This window comes from Streptomyces sp. NPDC091271 (assembly GCF_044757505.1).
GTDB lineage: Bacteria > Actinomycetota > Actinomycetes > Streptomycetales > Streptomycetaceae > Streptomyces.
Window position 1 is genome coordinate 21,382 of record NZ_JBIVVD010000001.1, and the last position, 21,016, is coordinate 42,397.

Annotated in this window: 22 protein-coding genes and 1 pseudogene; 14 read left to right on the forward strand and 9 right to left on the reverse strand. The window is 69.6% G+C overall.

What is annotated here, in order from left to right:
• Positions 1 to 192 precede the first annotated feature (192 nt).
• On the forward strand, positions 193 to 1,647 hold the full coding sequence (locus tag ACIQM3_RS00110; RefSeq protein ID WP_401616658.1) for an alpha/beta hydrolase: 1,455 nt from the start codon (positions 193 to 195) through the stop codon (positions 1,645 to 1,647).
• A gap of 2 nt (positions 1,648 to 1,649) precedes the next feature.
• Here the strand turns inward: ACIQM3_RS00110 and ACIQM3_RS00115 are convergent, their stop codons facing one another.
• The 3 genes from ACIQM3_RS00115 to ACIQM3_RS00125 are packed head-to-tail and all read right to left on the reverse strand — an operon-like array spanning position 1,650 to position 2,926.
• Positions 1,650 to 1,889, reverse strand: coding sequence for a DUF397 domain-containing protein (locus ACIQM3_RS00115; protein WP_401616661.1), 240 nt, complete (start codon positions 1,887 to 1,889; stop codon positions 1,650 to 1,652).
• Positions 1,882 to 2,070: a DUF397 domain-containing protein gene (locus tag ACIQM3_RS00120; RefSeq protein WP_401616663.1), complete on the reverse strand. Its 189-nt coding sequence runs from the start codon at positions 2,068 to 2,070 to the stop codon at positions 1,882 to 1,884. The genes ACIQM3_RS00115 and ACIQM3_RS00120 overlap by 8 nt, the downstream gene beginning before the upstream one ends.
• A gap of 10 nt (positions 2,071 to 2,080) precedes the next feature.
• Positions 2,081 to 2,926 (reverse strand): helix-turn-helix domain-containing protein, encoded by an 846-nt coding sequence (locus tag ACIQM3_RS00125; RefSeq protein WP_401616666.1) that lies wholly within the window; start codon positions 2,924 to 2,926, stop codon positions 2,081 to 2,083.
• A 204-nt stretch (positions 2,927 to 3,130) separates the two neighbouring features.
• Between ACIQM3_RS00125 and ACIQM3_RS00130 the strand changes: the two genes are divergently transcribed.
• Together ACIQM3_RS00130 and ACIQM3_RS00135 are read left to right on the forward strand one after the other, a co-directional pair.
• Entirely contained in the window at positions 3,131 to 3,580 is a 450-nt protein-coding gene (locus ACIQM3_RS00130; protein WP_401616669.1) for an ATP-binding protein, read from the forward strand.
• A gap of 17 nt (positions 3,581 to 3,597) precedes the next feature.
• Positions 3,598 to 4,305, forward strand: a pseudogene (locus ACIQM3_RS00135) (IS200/IS605 family accessory protein TnpB-related protein); the annotation flags it as partial.
• A 6-nt stretch (positions 4,306 to 4,311) separates the two neighbouring features.
• Here the strand turns inward: ACIQM3_RS00135 and ACIQM3_RS00140 are convergent.
• Entirely contained in the window at positions 4,312 to 4,695 is a 384-nt protein-coding gene (locus tag ACIQM3_RS00140; RefSeq protein WP_401616672.1) for a VOC family protein, read from the reverse strand.
• Positions 4,696 to 4,918: 223 nt separating this feature from the next.
• Here ACIQM3_RS00140 and ACIQM3_RS00145 point away from each other — a divergent pair, with 223 nt between their 5' ends.
• The gene (locus tag ACIQM3_RS00145) at positions 4,919 to 5,509 is read left to right on the forward strand and encodes a Uma2 family endonuclease (RefSeq protein ID WP_401616675.1); all 591 of its coding nucleotides are present in this window, start codon (positions 4,919 to 4,921) and stop codon (positions 5,507 to 5,509) included.
• Between the two features lie 68 nt (positions 5,510 to 5,577).
• On the opposite strand, the gene ACIQM3_RS00150 is transcribed toward ACIQM3_RS00145, so the two are convergent.
• Together ACIQM3_RS00150 and ACIQM3_RS00155 are read right to left on the reverse strand one after the other, a co-directional pair.
• A complete protein-coding gene (locus tag ACIQM3_RS00150) occupies positions 5,578 to 7,155 on the reverse strand; it encodes an adenosine deaminase (RefSeq protein ID WP_401619890.1) in 1,578 nt (525 codons plus the stop codon).
• Positions 7,156 to 7,267: 112 nt separating this feature from the next.
• Positions 7,268 to 7,897, reverse strand: a complete 630-nt coding sequence (locus ACIQM3_RS00155) for a histidine phosphatase family protein (protein WP_401616678.1) — start codon at positions 7,895 to 7,897, stop codon at positions 7,268 to 7,270.
• Between the two features lie 204 nt (positions 7,898 to 8,101).
• On the opposite strand from ACIQM3_RS00155, the gene ACIQM3_RS00160 reads away from it, so the two are divergent.
• From ACIQM3_RS00160 to ACIQM3_RS00185, 6 genes are all read left to right on the forward strand, one after another.
• Complete coding sequence (locus ACIQM3_RS00160; protein ID WP_401616681.1) at positions 8,102 to 8,479, forward strand: hypothetical protein; 378 nt, start codon at positions 8,102 to 8,104, stop codon at positions 8,477 to 8,479.
• Positions 8,476 to 10,275, forward strand: a complete 1,800-nt coding sequence (locus ACIQM3_RS00165) for an alpha/beta hydrolase (RefSeq protein WP_401616684.1) — start codon at positions 8,476 to 8,478, stop codon at positions 10,273 to 10,275. Before ACIQM3_RS00160 ends, ACIQM3_RS00165 begins: the two co-directional genes overlap by 4 nt.
• 410 nt (positions 10,276 to 10,685) lie before the next feature.
• Positions 10,686 to 10,832 (forward strand): hypothetical protein, encoded by a 147-nt coding sequence (locus tag ACIQM3_RS00170; protein ID WP_401616687.1) that lies wholly within the window; start codon positions 10,686 to 10,688, stop codon positions 10,830 to 10,832.
• Positions 10,833 to 10,947: 115 nt separating this feature from the next.
• The gene (locus ACIQM3_RS00175; protein ID WP_401619893.1) at positions 10,948 to 11,937 is read left to right on the forward strand and encodes an NlpC/P60 family protein; all 990 of its coding nucleotides are present in this window, start codon (positions 10,948 to 10,950) and stop codon (positions 11,935 to 11,937) included.
• Between the two features lie 300 nt (positions 11,938 to 12,237).
• On the forward strand, positions 12,238 to 12,969 hold the full coding sequence (locus ACIQM3_RS00180; RefSeq protein WP_401616690.1) for a phosphatase PAP2 family protein: 732 nt from the start codon (positions 12,238 to 12,240) through the stop codon (positions 12,967 to 12,969).
• Between the two features lie 232 nt (positions 12,970 to 13,201).
• Positions 13,202 to 16,261 (forward strand): tetratricopeptide repeat protein, encoded by a 3,060-nt coding sequence (locus ACIQM3_RS00185; protein ID WP_401616693.1) that lies wholly within the window; start codon positions 13,202 to 13,204, stop codon positions 16,259 to 16,261.
• Here the strand turns inward: ACIQM3_RS00185 and ACIQM3_RS00190 are convergent.
• Positions 16,258 to 16,479: a hypothetical protein gene (locus tag ACIQM3_RS00190; RefSeq protein ID WP_401616696.1), complete on the reverse strand. Its 222-nt coding sequence runs from the start codon at positions 16,477 to 16,479 to the stop codon at positions 16,258 to 16,260. The two genes, ACIQM3_RS00185 and ACIQM3_RS00190, sit on opposite strands and share 4 nt — an antisense overlap.
• 154 nt (positions 16,480 to 16,633) lie before the next feature.
• Here ACIQM3_RS00190 and ACIQM3_RS00195 point away from each other — a divergent pair, with 154 nt between their 5' ends.
• Together ACIQM3_RS00195 and ACIQM3_RS00200 are read left to right on the forward strand one after the other, a co-directional pair.
• Positions 16,634 to 17,518: a hypothetical protein gene (locus ACIQM3_RS00195; protein ID WP_401619896.1), complete on the forward strand. Its 885-nt coding sequence runs from the start codon at positions 16,634 to 16,636 to the stop codon at positions 17,516 to 17,518.
• 166 nt (positions 17,519 to 17,684) lie between these two features.
• Positions 17,685 to 17,894 carry a hypothetical protein gene (locus tag ACIQM3_RS00200; RefSeq protein ID WP_401616699.1) on the forward strand — a complete coding sequence of 70 codons (210 nt, stop codon included), beginning with the start codon at positions 17,685 to 17,687 and terminating at the stop codon, positions 17,892 to 17,894.
• Positions 17,895 to 17,916: 22 nt separating this feature from the next.
• Here ACIQM3_RS00200 and ACIQM3_RS00205 read toward each other — a convergent pair whose 3' ends face one another.
• A complete protein-coding gene (locus ACIQM3_RS00205; protein WP_322984270.1) occupies positions 17,917 to 18,264 on the reverse strand; it encodes a metal-sensitive transcriptional regulator in 348 nt (115 codons plus the stop codon).
• 221 nt (positions 18,265 to 18,485) lie between these two features.
• Between ACIQM3_RS00205 and ACIQM3_RS00210 the strand changes: the two genes are divergently transcribed.
• On the forward strand, positions 18,486 to 19,106 hold the full coding sequence (locus ACIQM3_RS00210) for a DUF47 domain-containing protein (RefSeq protein ID WP_401616702.1): 621 nt from the start codon (positions 18,486 to 18,488) through the stop codon (positions 19,104 to 19,106).
• Positions 19,107 to 19,111: 5 nt separating this feature from the next.
• Complete coding sequence (locus ACIQM3_RS00215; RefSeq protein WP_401616705.1) at positions 19,112 to 20,110, forward strand: anion permease; 999 nt, start codon at positions 19,112 to 19,114, stop codon at positions 20,108 to 20,110.
• 118 nt (positions 20,111 to 20,228) lie between these two features.
• Here ACIQM3_RS00215 and pstB read toward each other — a convergent pair whose 3' ends face one another.
• Complete coding sequence (gene pstB, locus ACIQM3_RS00220) at positions 20,229 to 21,005, reverse strand: phosphate ABC transporter ATP-binding protein PstB (RefSeq protein WP_401512364.1); 777 nt, start codon at positions 21,003 to 21,005, stop codon at positions 20,229 to 20,231.
• Positions 21,006 to 21,016 lie beyond the last annotated feature (11 nt).

Below are 21,016 nucleotides of genomic sequence, written 5' to 3' on the forward strand. Positions count from 1 at the left end.
GGGGCAAACTCCAGGGTCCTCCCGGATACCGGGCGGCGCGTACGCGGACGATGCTCGGTGCCTTGGACAAGGTGAGGGGCACCAGCTGTGATGGACAGTCATGTATCGGGTGAACCGTCGCGCCGACGCAGGCGAGGGCGGTCGCACCTCGCCCTGGGGTCGGTGTTGGCCTTAGCGGTCAGTTTCACGGCGGTGGAGATCGCGAGCGGTGCGCCAGGCCCAGGGGAGGCCGCAGCGGCGGGTGAGGGGCGGGTGCCCGGGCCGCCCGGGGCGAGTCCGCACATCGAGTGGAAGCCGTGCCAGGAGGATGCCTCGGCGGAGTGCGGCCCCCTCTCGGTGCCGGTGGACTGGAGCGATCCGGGCGGGGCGCACTTCGACCTCCAGCTCGCCCGGCGCAAGGCCACGGACCCGGGCGCGCGGGTCGGCTCCATGGTGTTCGGGCCCGGCGGGCCCGGGGATTCGGGCGTGAACCGGATCACGAACGCGGTCAACATGGGCCGCTTCAGCGACAATCTCCGCAGCCGGTTCGACATCGTCAGCTTCGATCCACGCGGTGTGGGGCTCAGCAACCCGATTCTCTGCTCGCAGAAGCTCCTGGACAGGCGTCCGTCACCGGTCATGAAGAGCCGGGCCGAGTTCGACGCCACGGCGAAGTACAACCGTGCACTGCGGGCGGACTGCCGGAAGAACACCGAGAACGGACTCTTCGACCACGTCGACACCCTCAGCATGGTGAAGGACCTCGACGCGGTCCGCGCGGCCCTCGGCGAGAAGTCCCTCACGTTCCACGGCAGTTCGTACGGCACGCTGCTCGGCGAACAGTACGCGGAGGAGTACCCGAAGCGGGTCCGCGCCGTGGCCCTGGAGGCCGTGGTGGACCACAGCCTGGGCACCCGGGAGTTCCTCACCACACAGGCCGCCACGCTCCAGGACTCCTTCGACGAGTTCGTGGCGTGGTGCGAACGGACCGAGAGCTGCGCCCTGCACGGCTCGGACGTGCGGGCCCTCTGGGCGGATCTGCTGGAACGCGCGGAGCGGGGGGAGCTGTCGGACGACGGCAGGACGCTGACCCCGTTCGACCTCAACGTCGAGGTGATGAAGCGGCTGTACGACCCCGAATGGAGGAGACTGGGCACGCTCCTGCGCGGGCTGGCGGAGAGCGAGCCGGGCGCGACGCAGGCGGCCGGAACGACCGGGGACGGCCCCGCACCCGCGCTCGGGGAGAACGCGTTCGAGATCTTCTGCCAGGACTGGAGCCTGCCGGTCAGCGGCTACCAGGGGTACGCACGGGAACTGCGCCGCGTCGGCAGGATCGCCCCGGACATGAAGTACCCCCGCTCCCTGATGTCCGTGTCCGCCTGCCTCGGTGCACCCGAGCCGGACAACCCCCAGCACCGGCTGAAGGTGAGGGGCAGCAGGCCCATCCTGCTCACCAACTCGATCCACGACCCGGCGTCCGGCTACAACTGGGCCACCAATGTGGCGAAGCAGCTCGGCAGTGACGCGGTTCTGCACACCTACGAGGGCTGGGGCCACGGCACGTACAGCAGCAGTCCCTGCGCGGAGGAGACGGTCGACGCCTACCTGATCTCGCTGACGGTCCCGCCGCGCGGCGCGAGGTGCCCTGCGGTCGAGCCGGTGGGGTGAGGTCAGTGGGGCCGGCGGTCTGAGCCGATCTCGGCGAAGTGGTCGAATTCGCCGGCCACGACACCTTTGGCGAACGCCTCCCACTTCTCCACGGTGGTGGTCACCACCGTGGAGGGGTCGCCGGTCTCACGCAGGTGTACGAGTCCCCCGGGGCCGAACGCGATCTCGATCCAGGGGCCGGGGCCCTCCGCGTTCTCGGGGGCGGCGCGGGTCCATGTGAGGTCCGGGGGGAGGTCAGTCACGGGGGTGGGTTTCCTTGACGGTGCGGATGAGGGCGGCCCAGGCGGACGGGCTGGTCCGGAGTATCGCGCCGGTGGGGTCGCCGCTCTCGGTGAGGGCGACGGATCCCTGGTCGGCGGCGATGTGTACGCACGAGTTGCCTTGAGCGCAGTAGGACGACTTCTGCCAAGCGAGTGTGGACATCTTGGATCCCTCACAGATTCCGGGCGATGGTGTGTATGAAGTCGCGTGACTTCGCGGGTGCGAGTGCGATGGCCTCGATCCGGCTCAGCAGTACGCGGTACTTCTGCAACTGCGCCTCCGTGTCCAGGAAAACAGGGCCGTGCGACTGGTCCAGGTTGACGCTGTCGAGCTGCGGTACAGAGCCGTGGAAGTAGTAGATCGACTGTCCTGAGCCGGCAAAAGCTCCTGCGGAGAACGGGATGACCTGAAGCATGACGTGAGCGTGGTCGCTCATCTCCGTGAGGTGGTCCAGCTGTTGGCGGGCCACCTTTGGTCCGCCGAACTGCATGCGCAGGGCAGCCTCATGGATGACCACGTGCTGGGGGGCCGGCCGATCGCGGAAGAGTACGGCCTGCCGCTTGATGCGGAATGAGATGCGGTGCTCGATATCAGGCGGCGACAGTTCGGGCGCGTCCTGGCGGAAGATCTCACGGGCATGCTCCGGGGTCTGGAGAAGCCCGGGGATGTGGACGGTGACAGCGGTGCGCAGTCGCCCTGCGTGGTGCTCGATCTCGGCCAGATCCAGCAGAGGCGCGGGCAGGATCTCGCGGTATTCCTCCCACCAGCCGCGTGTGCGGTCGGAGGTCATGTCGCAGAGCGCCTCGATGACCCCCTGGTCCGCGCAGCGGTAGTGACCGGCCAGCGTGCGAACCCTTTCCGGGCTCACGCCTACGCGGCCGGCTTCCATGTTGCTGATCTGGTTCTGTTTCACGCCCAGAAGCTGGCCGGCCTGTGTGGCGGTGAGGCCGGCGCGCTCACGGAGCTTCCGCAGTTCACTGCCGAGGCGTAGCTGGCGGCCCGTCGGGTTGCTTCTCACCGGTCGGTTCGCCTCCTTGAACGCCTCGTCACCCGCAAGGGTGGTAGTTCACTCATTACTCGGCTTTCGGTTAATACATTAGCCGTAGCTGGCTACCTTGGAGCCCAGGCCACCCGCCCGGAAGTACCCCGCTCGACGGAGCGGCCTCGTCACCGGGCCATGCGACACGCACATCCCAACGCTCCTCCGTGAACGGAGACTTCCATGGCTCTGGCCACCGTAACGCCGCCCTGGGCGTACACCTTGCAACTTCCGCAGGATCCCCGCGGGCCCGGGATCGCCCGGGCAACTCTTCGGACCGTGCTGACGGTGCACGGGATGCGGGATCTCATCGACACCGCCGAGCTGCTGGCGAGCGAACTGGTCACCAACGCCTACCGGCACTCCTCGGGCTCCTACTCGCTCCGGCTGTGCGGGGCGGGGCGGAATCGGGTGCGGGTCGGAGTGTGGGACTCCAGCCCGGAGATCCCGGATCCGTTCGGCCGGGGCGGGACTCCGTCCCCGCCTGCGGTCCTCGCGGAGCGCGGGCGGGGTCTGCACCTCGTGCGGGAGTACGCGGACAGCTGGGGCGCGTATCTGATCCGGGGCGGCCTGCCGGGGCAGGGCGGCAAGGTGTTGTGGGTCGAGTGCGCGTGGAAACCGGAGTGTCGGTGAGGTGGCCTGACGTGACAATCGGCGTCGACACCAACGCCGACCACTTCGCCGCCTACCGGCCCGACAAGCACGGCAACCCGGTCGGCGAACCCCACCGCTTCGGCTATGACCTGTCCGGCACCGCCACTCACCGCAACGCACAGATCCGCCACGCCCTGACCCGGCTTCTGCACTGGGCCACCCAGTGCGGTGTGGCGGCGATCGGTATCGAGGACCTCGGCTTCACGGCCGAGAAGACCCGCGAGAAGCACGGCCGCCGCAAGAGGTTCCGGCAGGTGATCTCCCGGATCCCGACCGGGAAGCTCAGGGCCCGCCTGGTCTCCATGGCCGCCGAACAGGGTTTGGCCGTTGTCGCGGTCGATCCGGCCTATACGTCGATGTGGGGTGGTGAGTACTGGCGGAAGCCGCTGGTCACACCCCGTCGCAGAATGTCCCGTCATGATGCCGCTGGTATCGCTGCCGGGCGACGCGCTCTCGGACACCCGGTTCGGCGTCGGACGGCACCGCCCCCACACGACCAGCGTGATCGTGTGGGGCATCGGACCGCCCAGGCCTCACCAGGCGTACGAGAGCGTGAGGGAAACCGCCCACCCGCAACGGACCACGCCCCCAGAGGCATGCCGCCGAACAGGACGCGAAAGCGGCAACCCAGCGCATCCAACACCGTTCGGGATGCGCCCAGAACACATCAGTGGGTCCAGGACTCACTGATGCACTCTGGGTAGGAACGGTCAGAGGGGCTGGAGCCGGGTGCGCAGAAGGCAGAACTCGTTGCCTTCCGGGTCCGCCAGGACATGCCAGCTCTCGGTGCCGGTCTGGCCGACGTCGGCGGGCCTGGCGCCGAGGGCGAGGAGCCGCTCCAGCTCGGCTTCCTGGTCGCGGTCGGTTGCGTTGACGTCGAGGTGCAGCGGGAGCTTCCCGGCTCGTGGGTCGCTGCTGGGGCTGAGGACGAGGGTGGGCTGCGGGCCGCCGAAGCCGACGTCGGGCGGCCCGATCTCGATGCTTCCGTCGTCCTCCCGGCCGAGCTCGACGTAACCGAGGACCTCGCTCCAGAACGCGGCGAGCCGCTCGGGGTCGGCGGCGTCGATGACCAGCTCACTGATGCGGCATGCCATGCCGGTCAGTGTAGGCAGGCGCTGGGAAATCGGAGTGTCAGCGGGTCGCTGTATCGTTACGGTGTGTAGTCATCGAGGATCGACGGGGGAGGCTTGCATGTCGGAGGCTTACGGATTCGACTGGCAGTACGGTGGAATCGCCGCAGCACGGGAGACGGGCCCTCCCCCCGGATCCATGCCAGGGGGCACCGCATCCGCGTCGCAGGGACGGAGGCCGAGAGCCATGTCTGCTGATCCCTCCTTGCGCCCGCGCCCGGGCAACCTGCGCGAGATCGCCGCGAAGATCGAGGAAGAAACGGGCCTGCGCGTGCAGGTGCTGGGGGGAAGTCTCGTGATGTCACCGACGCTGCGTGGCAAGCACGCGGGGACGATCAGGCGGCTGCGTCTGCAGCTGGACCCGGGGCTCCCGGCAGGACTCGCGGCATACGAGGTGACCTCGGTCGCGATGCCCGGCGACCTCGACGACTACGCCACACCGGATCTCATCGTGCTGCCCGAGGCGTGGGACGACGACGACAACTGGCTGGCCGACCCTGCGGACGTGGAGCTGGCTGTGGAAGTCATCTCCCAGTCGGAGAAGTCCAGAGACATCGCGCAGAAGAGCGACTGGTACGCGGTCGCAGGGGTGCCGGTGTTGCTCGTCATGGATCCCCGGCACGGCACGTGGGCGATGCACACACAGCCTGGCGACGGCAGGTATCAGGAGTCGTGGCGTGGCAGGTACGGAGCAGCTGTCGCTCTCCCGCCGCCCCTTGCTCTGACGGCGGCGACGGACTCGTTTCCCCTGTACGGCGAACCTCCTCGGCGCCGGTGAGGAGCGGTGTGGGGCGGGCCAGTGCTGCGTCGCGTGCACCGACCCGCCCCTGACCCGACCGGGGAGGATCAGCCGGCGTACCGGGCCTCGAAGGCGCGGAAGGACCGCTCCTGGCGCAGTTCCAGGCCGGCCTTCGGGTTCCGGTCGGTGAAGCGGGCGCAGCGCGTCGACTCCAGGGCCCGGCACTCCTCGACCGGGCGGAAGCCCTGGCGCACGGGGTCGGGACGCCACAGGCTGCGGCCCGGCAGGAAGCTGTACTCCAGGGAGGCCCGGGCCAGGTCCTTCAGTTCCGGGTAGCCGAGTGCGTACGTCCGGGCCGCGCGGCGGTACTCCTGGCCGATGTCACCGCGTGAGACCCCGGGGTCGTCGGTGGACAGCACCACGGGGACCCCGTACTTCCGGTAGACGGGGAACGGGTGCTCGTCGCCCTCGACCTGGAGGATCTGCGCGTTGCTGGTGAGCGGGACTTCGACAGCGATCTGGCGGCGCGCCATGTCGCGGGCCAGCCGCTGCCAGTCGTCCTCCTGGACGAGGTCGACGCCGTGGCCGATGCGTTCGGCCTGTCCGGTGCGTACGGCGTCGTCGATGTGGAAGGTGAGGTCCTCCGGCTTCACCAGTCCGGGGACGAGCTCGCCGGCGTGCAGGGTGATGTGGGCGCGGGGGTAGACGCCGTGCAGGTAGTTCAGCATGCGCATGTGCAGGCGGTAGTCCCGCAGGGAGATCTCACCGTCCTCCGGCTGGACCAGGTTGACGGCGACGAACCGCTGGTCGCGTTCGGCCAGGCGGAGCCCCAGGGCGATCTGGGTGAAGACGCGCTCCGGGGCGCTGTTGCGTGACACCTGGGAGATCCAGCGCACCGTGATCCGGCATGCGGGGCCTGGGGCGGCGCTCGCGCACCTCGCGGTCTCGCGGAACTCGGCGTCGGCCGTGTCGGCTTCCTGCTTCGCCGTCGTCACGAGCTGGTCGAGCCGGCCACCGGCGAGCAGCTTGCGGTGCAGGGCGGCCAGGTCGGCGTCCCAGCCGACGTCCGTCGCCAGCTGCTTGGCGCCCGCCGAGGCGGGGCTGACCATGGTCTCCAGATACGTCTGGTTCTGGGCGGCGGCGGTGCCCGCCACGTCGGCCAGCATCTTCCCCCGGCGCGACGTCGCGGCACCGAACTTCCCGAACGTGGCGAAGAAGTGGTCGTGGCCCGACTCGCCCTGCGGGAAGTCCTGCATGGACCAGGCCCGGACGATCTCCTGCCGGAACCGGCTGTCGGTGAGGGCGTCGGCGGCCGGCCGGGTGCCGGCACCGCACGGTGGTGCGACGGCGGTCATCGTGGAATCGATGCAGAGGCCGTCGTCGGCCGCGAGCTGGATGAGGTACTCGGTCCGTACCGCACCGGACAGATGGTTGTGCAGGTCACCGCCCTTGGGCAGGTCCCGGAAGAAAGGGCCGGCCTCCTTCGGGTGGGTGTTCAGCCAGGCGGCGGTGCGCGCCTCGGCGGGGGTGGCCGTCCGGGGCGGAGGTACGGGCGCGGAGGCGGCGGCCTGCGCCGGCGGTCCGGCGGGCAGCGACGCGGCCAGGGCTGCCGCGGCGAGGCCTGCGGCCGTCAACAACCGGCGGGCGCGCGATGAGTTGCGGTGTACGAAGATCACGCCTTGCATGATCACGAAGTGCGGCTCGCGTCACCCCGGACGCGAGGGCGGTGGCCCGTAAACCATCCGTCCGGGGGACATCCGAGGGACCCCGGGGGACGCACGAGTTGCCCGGCACGGCTTACGCGCGGAGCTCCGGCGGAAATCCTGTCCAGCGGAGGTCCTCAGGGAGGTGCCCCATGTCGTTGACCATGACCAGGGCGGCGGGCCTGCCGGGGGTGTACCGGATGACGGTCAGGGCCGCGTTGGCGTGGTTGAGGCCCAGCCAGCGCCAGGCGGGGGCGTCGAGGGCGTCCCGTACCAGCCAGGCAGCCAGAAACGCGTGGGTGACGACCAGTTCGTGACGGGGGTCGTCGCCGTCCGCCGGGCCGGTGAACCGCGCCGTCGCGGAGTCGGCCAGCTCCGGGCCCCGGCTGCGTTCGGCCTCCGGGAACTGCTCGACGAACCCGAGGAGCCGGTCCGCCGACTCCTCGGGCAGCTCCTCCCGTCGCGGGACGTACGGCACGTAGTCCCCGGCCGGCTCCGAGGCATGGAGGGGGATGCCCTCGCCCAGCCGCTCGTGGACCAGCCGGGCGGTCTCCGCGGCCCGGGGGAGCGGGCCGTGGTGGACGGCGGAGAACGGTATGCCCCGGAGCCGCTCGCCGAGGAGAGCCGCTTGGCGGCGGCCCCGTTCCGTCAGTTCGGTCTCGTCCGTGGACGCCTCGCCGTGCCGGGCGAGGTAGAGGAAGCGGGTCGCGTTCGCGGTGGCCATGGGGCCCTTTCGGCCGGTCCGGGTGATGCAGGGATGGACGGCGTCTCCCTCCGGCCGGTTCCGGGTCGCGCGTTCGGGTGATGTCGGTGCGGGCCCTTCCTTGCGGGGGTGGGGGTCCGGCTCATACCGCCGGTACGCCCGGCGTGTCGGGTACGCCGCGTTTGGCACAGTGCCGCTCCGTGATCGAGGAACGGGGTGAGCGTGATGGCTGTGGCGCAGGGACCGAGTGAGCCGGCCGGCCCGCCGAGCGGGGGTGACTGCGGCCCGAGGCTGGATCACAGCGACGGGCCGTGGCTGCGGGCGGCAGGGGGCGCGGCGGAGCTGGCGACCCATCTGGCACCTGTACGGGGAGAGTTGGGGCTGGCGCACCAGGGGCTCATGGCGGGGGCAGGCCGGCTGACCGCGCTCGCGGAGCTGGCGGCCGTACGGGAGTCCTGGGAGCGGCGGTTCCAGGCGGCGCAGGGCGAGTGCGGAAGCCTGGCGGCCAAGCTGCGGGACGTCGCGCGTACGCAGGGCGCCACGAACGAGGCCGTCAAGGCGTCCTTCGCCGCAGTGACACCGTGCGGCGGTGACGAGCGGTGACGCCGGCGCCGGCGCTGACGTGGGCGCAGTTACGGGACCTGAAGTGCGCCGAGCTGGAGGGCGCGGCCGACGGGTGGGGCAAGTCGAGCAACCGTGCCGACGCGGCACGGGACCGCATCGAGCAGCAGCTGCTCACCGGGCTCCGCGACACGCAGGAGGGGGAGGCGGCGCGGGCGGCGGTCGCGCGGCTGCGGCAGCTGGGGCGGAACTTCCAGTACGTGTACACCGAGTGCGGGTTGCTCCGTACGACCCTGAACTCCCTTGCCCACGAGATGAAGGCCCAGCAGCGGGCACTGAACGAGGCGCTGGACGATGCGGCCGCGCGGAAATTCGCGGTGCACGCGGACGGTTCGGTGACGTACCCGGCTGCGGGTGTGGGGCTTATCGACGGCGCGGCCGTCCGGGGCTCCACGGCGTCCTCGAACGGGCTGCCGGGGCTGGTGCCGCCCTCGGGCCTGGTCGCACCGAACCCCAACGCCGCCACGGCGCAGGACATCGCGGACCGGGTGGTCGGGGCGGTACGGGCGGCGGCCGAGATCGACTGGCGGTACGCCGGAATCCTGCGCCGGCTGAAGGCGGAGGAAGGGCTGAAGGTCCCGGACTCCACCTGGAAGGACGCGGCGGGCGACGCGGAGGCGGTGCGGGGGGCGGCGGGGGCGTACCTGAAGGACGCCATCCCGCACGATGCGTCTCCGGCGCAGCGGCGGGACTGGTGGGCGGGGCTGACCCAGGAACAGCGCGAGGAGTACCTCGCGGTGTACCCGGACCAGATCGGGAACCTGGACGGAATCCCGGCCCTGATCCGCGACGCGGCCAACCGGGACAACCTGCGGCTGCTGATCGGGGAGCTGGAGGGGCGGGACGACGAGAGGTCGGTTACGCGGCTGGCTGGGCTGCGGGAGATTGACCGGCAGTTGGGGGCGGGGGCCAAGCCTGGGGAGCCGCCGATGTACCTCTTGGGGGTCAGTGACGAGGGGAACGGGCGGGCGATCGTTTCGTATGGAAATCCCGATACAGCAAAGAACGTGTCGACCTACGTGCCCGGATTGAATACCTCCTTGGACAAGGAATTTGCGGAGGGTGACCTCAAGCGCGCTCGCGACACGGCGATTGGATCCCGATACCACGACCCATCTAGTGCGGCCATTGCATGGCTCGGATACGACGCTCCTCAGGCTATTGACGGTCTCGGTACTCTCGCAGTGGCTCGTGATGAGCGGGCCGTTGAGGGCGGGAAACGGCTGAACGAATTCGCCAGCGGATTGACGGCTACGAACATTAACGATGATCCGCACTTTACGGCTATTGGGCACTCGTACGGGTCGCGCACAGTGGGTGCGGCCACACAGCAAGGTGAGGGTATTCCTGGAGTCGACGACATCGTTTTGGTCGGTAGCCCAGGGGTGGGCGTTGATCGTGCGGAGGATCTCGGTGTAGGGAAGTCCCACGTGTTCGTCGGGGCGGCGGAGAACGATGGGGTGACAATGGTGCCGTCCAAAAGGCAGGCGGTCCTGGGTGCTTCGGTGAGCGTACTCGGCCCACTTTCCCTCCTCGCAGGTGACGTTGCTGACCGAGGAGATGATGACCTCTGGTTCGGCAAGGATCCGGCGAGTGAAGAGTTCGGCGCAAGGCGTTTCCGTGTCGATGACGGCCCTGGCCTTGCCGGAGCCAGTGGGCCGACAATTGCCGCACACTCTCTGTACTTTGACCCGAAGAGGGACGCGGCGTCATCGTCCAACATTGCGCTAATCGCCGCCGGGCGCTCCGAGAAGATCAGTAATCAGGAGTATCGATGAGTCGTGCCTTCTGCTACGCAACTGCGGCGGTAGTCGCTTCACTCGTCTTGTCGAGTTGCGCGGATCGAGCCGAGCCATTCGTAGGAACTGGGGGTTCTGAAATGAATATGCAGGAAGCGGCGAATCGCGCTGACAGAATTCTGGACGACATGTTCGACCAGGTCCACCCGGCGGTCCGGTGGACCCACGGCCCAACCACTACCGGAAGCTGCGACGTAACCAGGCGGCGTGCAGTCATGACCATCGTGTCTGCGCACCGTAGGGGAAGCTTCTTGGGTGTGGTGGACCGCTCATGGCGCAGCAGCGGGTATCGGATGAAGTCCATCAATAATGATCCGGATGTGCCGGCAATCTTCGCCCAGACAAAGGACGGGTTCGGCGTAAGCCTGATCGTCGGAGGTGAAGGGCAAGTGTTCTTCGAGGTCGACAGCCCCTGCGTCGAGGAGTCCAAGGTCGCCGAATCCACCACCCAGGCGACCGCGCCCACCTACGAGGGCATGGAGCACATCCCCCGCCCCAACATCCGCTCGCCCTTCTGGTCCGCCGGCGCCCCCTGATCCCCCTCGACCGCCCCTGACGCCCCCTCATGCCCCCATCCACCCGTACACACCAGCGAATCGCGTCGTGAACCGCGCCCGAATGGGGGATGGTTGAGGCGTGCGGAAATACTGGGTGTTCGTCGGCGGTGGGATCGGGCTGGGCCTGTGCTTCATCGCCCTGCTCGTCGTCGGTACGTACTCCGCCGCCGCCGGGATCTCCGGGGCGAGCGGAGCCGTCGGGCTGGCCAAGGGGGCCGTGCCCGCTCGGTACCAGCCGCTCGTCGAGAAGTGGGGCAACCTCTGCCCCGCCATCAACCCCGCGCTCCTGGCCGCGCAGTTGTATCAGGAAAGTGGCTGGAATCCGCGCGCCCAGAGTCACGCCGCCGCGCAGGGCATCGCGCAGTTCATCCCCGGGACCTGGGCCTCGCACGGCATCGACGGGGACAAGGACGGGGACCGGGACGTGTGGGACCCCGCCGACGCGATCCCGTCCGCCGCGTCCTACGACTGCGAGCTCGCCGGGTACGTCAAGAAGGTGCCGGGCGACGCGACCGACAACATGCTCGCCGCCTACAACGCGGGTGCGTACCGCGTGATCCGGTCAGGCGGGGTGCCCGCGATCAGCGAGACACAGAACTACGTAAAGATCATCCGGTCCCTGGAGAAGAGCTTCGCCAAGCCGGTCGGCCGGGTGCAGCCTTCGCAGCAGGCCGCCGGGGCCATCTACTTCGCGCAGAAGAAGCTGGGTACCCCCTATCTGTGGGGCGGGAACGGGACCGCCGACCAGGGGGGCCGGTTCGACTGCTCCGGGCTGACTCAGGCCGCGTACCGGACGGTCGACATCGAGCTGCCCCGGGTGGCCAACGATCAGTACAACGCCGGTCCGCACCCCTCCCGGGAGGAGCTCCTCCCCGGAGACCTGGTGTTCTTTTCGGACGATCTGAACAACTCGCGGGCCATCCGGCACGTGGGGCTCTACGTCGGTGGCGGCTACATGATCAACGCGCCGTACACCGGCGCGGTGATCCGGTTCGACAAGATCGACACCCCCGATTACTTCGGTGCGACAAGGGTCACGAAAGACGGGGCCGCGGCGCTTCCCACCGCGCTCCCGGAAAGCTGACAGCAGTCGGTCATGGCCGGAACTCTCCGTGAAGTCCAGGCCCTGAGCTGCGACGATGAGTCACTCTTCGATAACGTCATGGTGATCATTCGGTGGAGAGCGGAACGTAGAGAGCTGACAGGCCGTTCCCTGGACTGGGACAGCATGCGCACATGACCATGCGCGGCTGTCCAGACCGGTCAAGCGTGACGGCATCATGGCGTGGCGCGGCACTGAATCCGCACCGACCACGGGGGTCAGACCAAGGCGACGCACGCCGTTGTGCGTCGCAGCAGCAGACAAGGCAAGGGGCCGCGGCAGATGGCTGGACTCGCACTCGATGGGTCGAACCCCGATGTCAGCCTGCTCTACGACATCAACGGGCTGGCGAAGGCCGCTCCGCCCTGGTTCGACCGGGTCATGGAGTTCGTCGGTGAATTCGGGATCATGTTCGCCATGGTCCTGGCGGTCCTGTGGTGCTGGTGGAGCGTGCGCCGACGCGGGACGACCGAAGACTCGGTGACGGCGGTTGCCGGGCTCGTGTGGGCACCGCTCGCCGCCGGGATCGCGTTGCTCGTCAACATCCCGATCAGGGGCTTCGTGGAGCGGCCCCGTCCGTTCTTCGACCACAAGGGGCTCGAAGTCCTGGTGAAGGGGAAGACGGACTTCTCCTTCGTGAGCGACCACGCGACGATGGCGATGGCGATCGCCGTGGGGCTCTTCGTGGCCAACAGGAAGTTCGGCCTGGTGGCGATCGCGCTGGCGCTCCTCGAGGGCTTCTGCCGCGTCTACATGGGCGTGCACTACCCGACCGACGTGATCGGCGGCTTCGCTCTCGGCACCGCTGTGGCGCTGCTGCTCGCCCCGCTCGCGATGATGCTGCTGACTCCTCTGGTGGGGGCCGTGGCCCGCGCCGGAGCGGTCGGCCGGCTCGTCCGCTCGGGCAGGGCGGGCGCCGCTGCCGACGGGCGGGGCGAGGCGCAGGGGATCCCCGAGCCCAGCACGGGCTCCGGCCGTGGCGGTGCGCCGGGCGAGAGGGACCTCGCCGCGTAGGCATGGGGACCTCGCCGCGTAGGCGGAGAGAACCGGCGGTTCATGAGGGGCGTCCCGCGAAGGGGCGCCCCTTACGCATGGGCCGGGAACCGGAGGGGGCCCACTTCGGTGGTTCCGATCCCGCGCCTCCGACGTCGGGGCATCATGGCCGGAGATCCGGGGGGTGGTGCATGTGGCCGGTCGGCGGCCGACGCGGCAGGAAGTCAATCGGCGGCACGAGCGTACGGGGTTCGTGGGGCGCCGCGGTGAGCTCGCGGTGTTCCGGGAGACGTTCGCGCGTGATCCGGAGGAGGCCGACTTCCCGTTCCTGTTCCATGTGCGGGGCGACGGGGGTGTGGGCAAGTCCACCCTCGTACGGCAGTGGGAGTCCACCGCCCGCGAGCAGTCCACCGTCGTCACGGCTTTCGTGGACGACGAGGTGCACGACGCCGTCGAGGCGATGGAGGCCGTCAGCGCCCGGCTGGGCCGGCAGGGGCACCCGCTGAAGCGGTTCGACAAGCAGCTGGCGACCTACCGGCAGCGCCGGCACCAGGCCGAGAGCGCTGTTCCCGCACCGCAGCCCGACCCCCCGGGCGGTCAGGCCGTGCCGGCCGCGTCGCCGTCCAGCACGGTGGCGGCGCAGGTGGGGCTGGTGGGTCTCGGCATGGTGCCCGGGGTCGGGGCCTTCGTCGGCGCGGTGGATCCGCAGCAGGTCGCGCTGGGCGCGGACCGGGTGCGGGCGGCCCTCAACATGCGGCTGCGCAGTCATGACGATGTGCGGCTGGTGATGGATCCGGTCGCGGTCCTCGCCCCGGTCTTCCTGGAGGACCTGGCCGAGGTCGCGGAACGGTGCGAGCGGGTGGTGCTGTTCTTCGACGTGTACGAGCGGACCGGGCCCGTGCTCGACGCCTGGCTGCACGACATCGTCTTCGGCGAGGAGTACGGCGGCCTGCCGGTCAACGTCCAGGTCGTGCTCTCCGGCCGGCCGCGCCTGGACACCCGGGTCTGGGGTGACCGGCTGGGCCAGGTCACCGAGGTGCGCCTCGGGGTGTTCACCGAGGAGGAGGCGCGCACGCTGCTCGCCACCCACGGCGTCACCGACGCGCCCAACGTCGATCTGGTCCTGCGCCTGTCGGGGCGGCTGCCGCTGCTGGTCGACATGCTCGCCCGCAGCGACGCCAGCAGCGGTGACAGCTTCGGGGATCCGTCGGAGACGGCGGTCGAGCGTTTCCTGAAGTGGGAGCCGGACGCCGAGCGGCGCGAGGCCGCGCTGGCCTGCGCGCTTCCTCTGCAGATCGACGAGGACATCTACCGCGCGGTCGTCCCGGAGGTCGCCGCCCAGAGCTACACGTGGCTGCGCGGCCTGGCCTTCGTCTCTCCCCAGGCGGGCCGCTGCCGCTACCACGACGTCGTACGCGCCGCGATGCTGCGCCTGCAGCGGACCCGGTCGCCCGCCCGGTGGCAGCAGGCGCACACCCGCCTGGCCGACCTGTTCCAGCAGGTGCGGTCGGCGGTGGAGGCGGAGGTCGGTGCCGACCCCCACGACCACTGGAGGGACGCCGCCTGGCGGGAGCACCTGCTGAACGAGACGTATCACCGGCTGTGCGCGAATCCTCGTACCGCCCTGCCCGACGCGCTGTGCCAGAGCGCCCACGCCATCGACCTCGATGTCGCCACGCTGCGCCGCTGGGCCCAGACCCTCGGCCGCGCGGGATCCGACACCGACTCGGCGGCCCTCACCTCGTGGGGCCGTCGTCTCGAAGAGGCCGCGGAGCAGGACAGGCCGGGCCGGGCCGCACTGACGCTGTTGTTGGCTGCACCCGAACTCGACTCCTCCGGAAGGGGGTTGGTGTACGCGATCCGGGCCGCGGAGGGCCGGGGTGCGGGCGACGCCGAGAGCGCGCTGGCGGACTGTGCGGCGGCCGTCGCCCTTACGCCGGACGCGGCCCGGCCCCATGCTGAGTTCGGGGAGACCTACCGGACCCTGGGCCGGCACGAGGAAGCGGTCGCTTCCTGCACCCGTGCGGTGGAGATTGACCCGCTGTACGTCCTGGCCTACGGCACCCGCGGTGACGCCTACCGGAATCTGGGGCGCCACGACGAGGCCTTCGCCGATTTCGACCGGGCCGTCGAGATGGATCCGGAGTACGCCTGGGCCCACGGCAGCCGGGCGCAGGTGTACGAGGCGATGGGCCGGTACGAGGAGGCCTTGGCCGGCTACGACCGGGCCATCGGGATCAACCCGCTCTACGACTGGGCCATCGGCAGCCGGGCGCAGGTGTACGAGGCGATGGGCCGGTACGAGGAGGCCCAGGCCGATTACGACCGGGCCATCGGGATCGACCCGCTGTACGAGTGGGCGATCGGGAGCCGGGCGCAGCTCTTCGAGCGGATGGGCCGGTACGAGGAGGCTCTCGCCGACTACGGCCGTGCCGTCGAGATCGATCCGGAATACGCCTGGGCGTACGGCAGCAGGGCGCGGGTCCATGAGGCGATGGGCCGGCACGAGGAGGCTCTCGCCGACTACACGCGGGCCATCGAGATCGTGCCCGAGTACGCATGGGCCCTCGCCGGACGTGCCCAGGTCCACGCCGGGCTGGGCCGCCACGAGGAGGCTCTGAGCGGTTTCGGCCGTGCCATCGGGATCGATCCGGAGTACGCCTGGGCCCACGGCAGCCGGGCGCGGGTGTACGAGGCCATGGGCCGGTACGAGGAGGCCGTCGCCGACTACACGCGGGCCATCGACATCCACCCCGACTACGGCTGGCCGGCCGGGCGCCGTGCCGAGCTGTACGAACGGCTCGGCCGGTACGAGGACGCGGTCGCCGATCTCACCAGGGCCATCAGTGCCGATCCGACCTCCGACTGGACCTTGTGCGCCCGTGCCCGGATGTATCTGCGCCTGGGCAGGCACCAGGAGGCTCTCGATGACTGCGTCCGAGCCGTGGAGATCGACCCGGTGGACGGCTGGAACCAGATGCTGCACGCCCTCGTGCTGCGCGCGGCGGGAGACGTACGGGGGGCGGAGGCGCGTTTCGCGCATGCCCAGCGCGTCTTCACCGCCGCAGGCGGCGAGGGCGGCGAGGGCGACCCTGCCGAGGTGCTGGACGCCTGCCAGGGCCTGCTCGTGCACTCCTGCGCCGTGCTCGACGGTGACGGTGCAGCCGCCCGGGGCGAGCAGTTGATCGCGCTCGCCCCCGGGGACAGCCCGGTCGGGGAGACGATCGACGACCTCTCGTTTCTTCAAGAGGTCTTCCCGGCGGCGGGGCCCGTCATCGAGCCGGTCGTGCGGCGGCTGCGAGAGACGCTCTAGCGGAGTTCGCCCGATGACGAGCGGTGTTCCTCCGCGTCCGCGCGGGCCCGGTCGCGCGAGCGCCGGGCCGGTCCCGACCAGCCGCAGCCGCAGCGGGCGATGCAGAACGAGCCTCGTTCGACCGTGGTGACGCTGTGCGGCGGGGCAAGGGCGGTGGTGGGTGCGGAGCCCGGAGCGAGCGACGGGGCCGGGGCGTGGGCTGGGGGGTCCTCAAGCACGGGATCCACGGTACTGCGGGCCGGCTCGTGCCGTCACCGAGTGGGCCGATCGACTTCCGGAAGGGGCCCGGTGGCGTGACGGGGCGCCCCGGCCGTCGTTAGGCGATGTGGGCGGGAACTCGGTCAGGTGTGCGTCGTTGGGGGCTGGCAGGCGATGGTGGTGCAGCAGCGCAGGTGCGGAGGCGGGCCACTGGTTGTGTTGGCCCTGGCTGTCGCGGGCGTGGTGACGGTGGGGAGCGGATGCTCCGCCACGGGCGGTGACGGCGGCGACGTGGCCGGTGGGCGCGTCGCCCGGGCCGGCCCGGCCGGCGCCCCGGCGGCCGTGGTGCGCGGGGCGGCCGAGGCGCTCGCCGGTGCGGGCAGCGCCGAGACGCGTACGTCGATGGAGACCGCGGCCGGCGGGACCCGGGTGACGATCAGGGGTCAGGGTGCGTACGACTTCCGCAGACAGCTGGGCCGGATCAAGGTCGTCCTGCCCAAGGACGCCGCCGGGGCCGACGAGCACCGGCCGATCACGGAGCTGCTTGCACCCGGCGCGCTGTACATGAAGAACCGCGGCGCCGGGGTGCCCGACGACAAATGGGTACGGATCGACACGACGACCCTGGAGGACGGGAATCTGGTCACCGGAGGTGTGACCGATCCGACCGCCTCCGCCGAGCTGCTGCGCGGCGCGGGCGATGTGACGTACGTCGGGCGGACGGAGCTGGCCGGGGTGGCGGTCCGGCACTACCGGGGGACGGCGGATCTCGGGCGGGCGGCGCGGGAGGCGTCGCCGTCCTCGCGCGGGGCGCTGGCCGCCGCGGCGAAGGGGTTCAGCACGGACACGGTGCCCTTCGACGCCTATCTGGACGACGAGGGCCTGCTGCGGAAGGTGCGTCACCACTTCACCTTCGCGACCGAGGGCCCGGCCGTCGCGGTGGTCTCGACGATGCTGCTGTACGGCTTCGGGGCGCCGGTCTCCGTGAAGCTACCGCCCGAGGCGGACATCTACACGGGACGGGTCCAGCAGGGCGGGAGTGGCCCGGAAACGCCGTAGGGAGGGGGCCGAAATGGTCCGTCCGTGCCATGCGCGGTGCGTGCCTCGCTCCCTACGCTAGGTCCGGTGTGGAGTCGTCCCGCGTGCCCAGCCCCGCGACGCCACGGGACAACTCCTACCGGACCCAGGGAGTCGGTGCGCCAGGAGTCGGCGACAGCAGAGAGAGGTGACGCAGGTGGTGACGCTCAGCGCTCCGAACGCTCAGGACTGTGTGGCCCTCGCCGAGATCGAACTCTGCGGCGAGCTGATGATCGCCGCGGCGGACGCGCTCGAGGACCGGCTGAGTCCCGACCGTATCGACGAGGTGCTCAACGTCAGGGATGTTCTCTCCGAGCCGGTGCCGTCGATCCCCCGGCAGGCCCGCCACCGGGGATGACCCTTCCCACTCCGGGCCGCGGTCATGTCCGCAGGAGGCGGGCGATCGCCTTGGTGGCCTCCTCGACCTTCGCGTCGATCTCCTCGCCGCCCTTGAGAGCGGCGTCCGCGACGCAGTGGCGCAAATGCTCCTCCAGCAGCTGGAGCGCGAAGGACTGAAGGGCCTTGGTGGAGGCCGAGACCTGGGTGAGTATGTCGATGCAGTAGACGTCCTCGTCCACCATCCGCTGGAGGCCGCGGATCTGGCCCTCGATGCGGCGCAGCCGCTTGAGGTGCTCGTCCTTCTGGTGGTGATACCCGTGGATGCCGCGGTCGTGGTCGGTGACGACTGCTTCCGTACCGCCTGCTCCGGTGGCCTCGGTGGTGGTCATGGGGTCCTCCCGTTGTCCTCGTGGCCTGCGGTGAGCGTGCCGTTCCGTACCCTCTGTATACCCCTGCCGGGTATAGCGTACCGAATCCAGCCGAAACGTGACCGGGGGGCCGTGCTGATCACTGTGCCCGATGCGCGACACTGAAGAACGCCGGTTAGCCGTGGCCGGATGATGCGCCTAGCATCAGCCTGACCGAATCCAAAGCACCCCGAGGACCCCACGTGCGCTTTCGTCTGACCCCCAGGGAGACGAGCTTCTACGACATGTTTTCCGCGTCTGCGGACAACATCGTCACGGGCTCGAAGCTCCTGATGGAACTGCTCGGGGCGGATTCTGCCTCCCGAGTCGAGATCGCGGAGCGTATGCGGGCGGCGGAGCACGCGGGGGACGATGCCACCCACGCGATCTTCCACCAGCTGAACTCCTCCTTCATCACGCCGTTCGACCGCGAGGACATCTACAACCTCGCGTCGTCGCTCGACGACATCATGGACTTCATGGAGGAGGCCGTCGACCTGGTCGTGCTGTACCAGGTCGAGGAGCTCCCGAAGGGTGTCGAGCAGCAGATCGAGGTCCTGGCCAGAGCGGCGGAGCTGACCGCCGAGGCCATGCCGAGCCTGCGGACCATGGACAACCTCACCGAGTACTGGATCGAGATCAACCGGCTGGAGAACCAGGCCGACCAGATCCACCGCAAGCTGCTCGCCCAGCTGTTCAACGGCAAGTACGACGCCATGGACGTGCTGAAGCTCAAGCAGATCGTGGATGTGCTGGAAGAGGCGGCTGACGCGTTCGAGCACGTCGCCAACACCGTGGAGACCATCGCGGTCAAGGAGTCCTGAACCTCGTGGACACCTTTGCGCTGATCGTGACCATCGGTGTCGCGCTCGGCTTCACGTATACGAACGGCTTCCACGACTCGGCGAACGCCATCGCCACCTCGGTCTCCACCCGGGCGCTGACCCCGCGTGCGGCTCTGGCGATGGCCGCTGTGATGAACCTCGCAGGCGCCTTCCTGGGCCAGGGGGTCGCCAAGACCGTCAGCGAAGGCCTGATCGCCACCCCCGAGGGCCAGAAGGGGATGGGCATCCTCTTCGCGGCGCTGGTCGGCGCGATCATATGGAACCTCGTCACCTGGTACTACGGTCTGCCGTCGTCGTCCTCGCACGCCCTGTTCGGCGGCATGGTCGGCGCGGCGCTGGCCGGCGGGACGATGGTGCACTGGGACGGCGTGCTGTCGAAGATCGTCATCCCGATGTTCCTCTCCCCGGTCATCGGCCTGGTCGTCGGCTATCTGGTGATGGTCGTGATCATGTGGATATTCCGGAAGTCCAACCCTCACAAGGCCAAGCGCGGCTTCCGTATCGCGCAGACGGTCTCGGCGGCGGGGATGGCGCTCGGACACGGTCTGCAGGACGCCCAGAAGACGATGGGCATCGTGGTGATGGCCCTGGTCATCGCCGATGTCGAGGGCCCGAACGACGAGATCCCGGTCTGGGTGAAGATCGCCTGTGCGGCGATGCTGTCCCTCGGGACGTACGCGGGCGGCTGGCGCATCATGCGTACGCTCGGCCGCAAGATCATCGAGTTGGACCCGCCGCAGGGCTTCGCCGCTGAGACGACCGGCGCGTCGATCATGTTCGGCTCGGCGTTCCTCTTCCACGCCCCGATCTCCACGACTCATGTGATCACCTCGGCGATCATGGGCGTCGGCGCCACGAAGCGGGTGAACGCCGTGCGGTGGGGGGTGGCCAAGAACATCATCCTGGGGTGGTTCATCACCATGCCGGCCGCCGCGCTGGTGGCCGCGCTCAGTTACGGGATCGTCGTGCTGCTCTTCGGCTGAGCGGTTCCGGCCGGCCTGGTTCTGCTCATGGGTCCGCCCCTGCTCTCCGGTGGAGAGCGGGGGCGGGCCCTTCGCCTTGTGGTGGCACCGCCATGCAGCACCCCAAGGCCGTCTGTGGTTATCCGAAGCGGCCCGAGATGTAGTCCTCGGTCGCCTGGACCGACGGGTTGGAGAAGATCCGCTCCGTCTCGTCGATCTCGATCAGCCGGCCGGGCTTGCCCACCGCCGAGAGGTTGAAGAAGGCCGTACGGTCCGAGACGCGTGCCGCCTGCTGCATGTTGTGCGTCACGATGACGATCGTGAAGCGCTCCTTCAGCTCGCCGATCAGGTCCTCGATGGCGAGGGTCGAGATCGGGTCGAGCGCCGAGCACGGCTCGTCCATCAGCAGCACGTCCGGCTCGACCGCGATGGCGCGGGCGATGCACAGGCGCTGCTGCTGGCCGCCGGAGAGGCCCGAGCCCGGCTTGTTCAGGCGGTCCTTGACCTCGTTCCAGAGGTTGGCGCCCTTGAGGGACTTCTCGACGATGTCCGACAGCTCGCTCTTGCGGTACGAGCCGTTCAGCCGCAGGCCCGCCGCGACGTTGTCGAAGATCGACATGGTCGGGAAGGGGTTCGGGCGCTGGAAGACCATGCCGACCGTGCGGCGCACGGTGACGGGGTCGACGCCGGGACCGTACAGGTTCTCGTCGTCCAGCAGCACCTTGCCCTCGACGCGGCCACCGGGGGTGACCTCGTGCATGCGGTTCAGGGTGCGCAGGAAGGTGGACTTACCGCAGCCGGACGGGCCGATGAAGGCGGTCACGGAGCGGGGCTCCACCGTCATCGAGATGTCCTCGATGGCCTTGTGGGAGCTGTAGTAGGCGGTGAGGCCGCCGATGTCGATGCGCTTGGCCATGTGGAATCAAC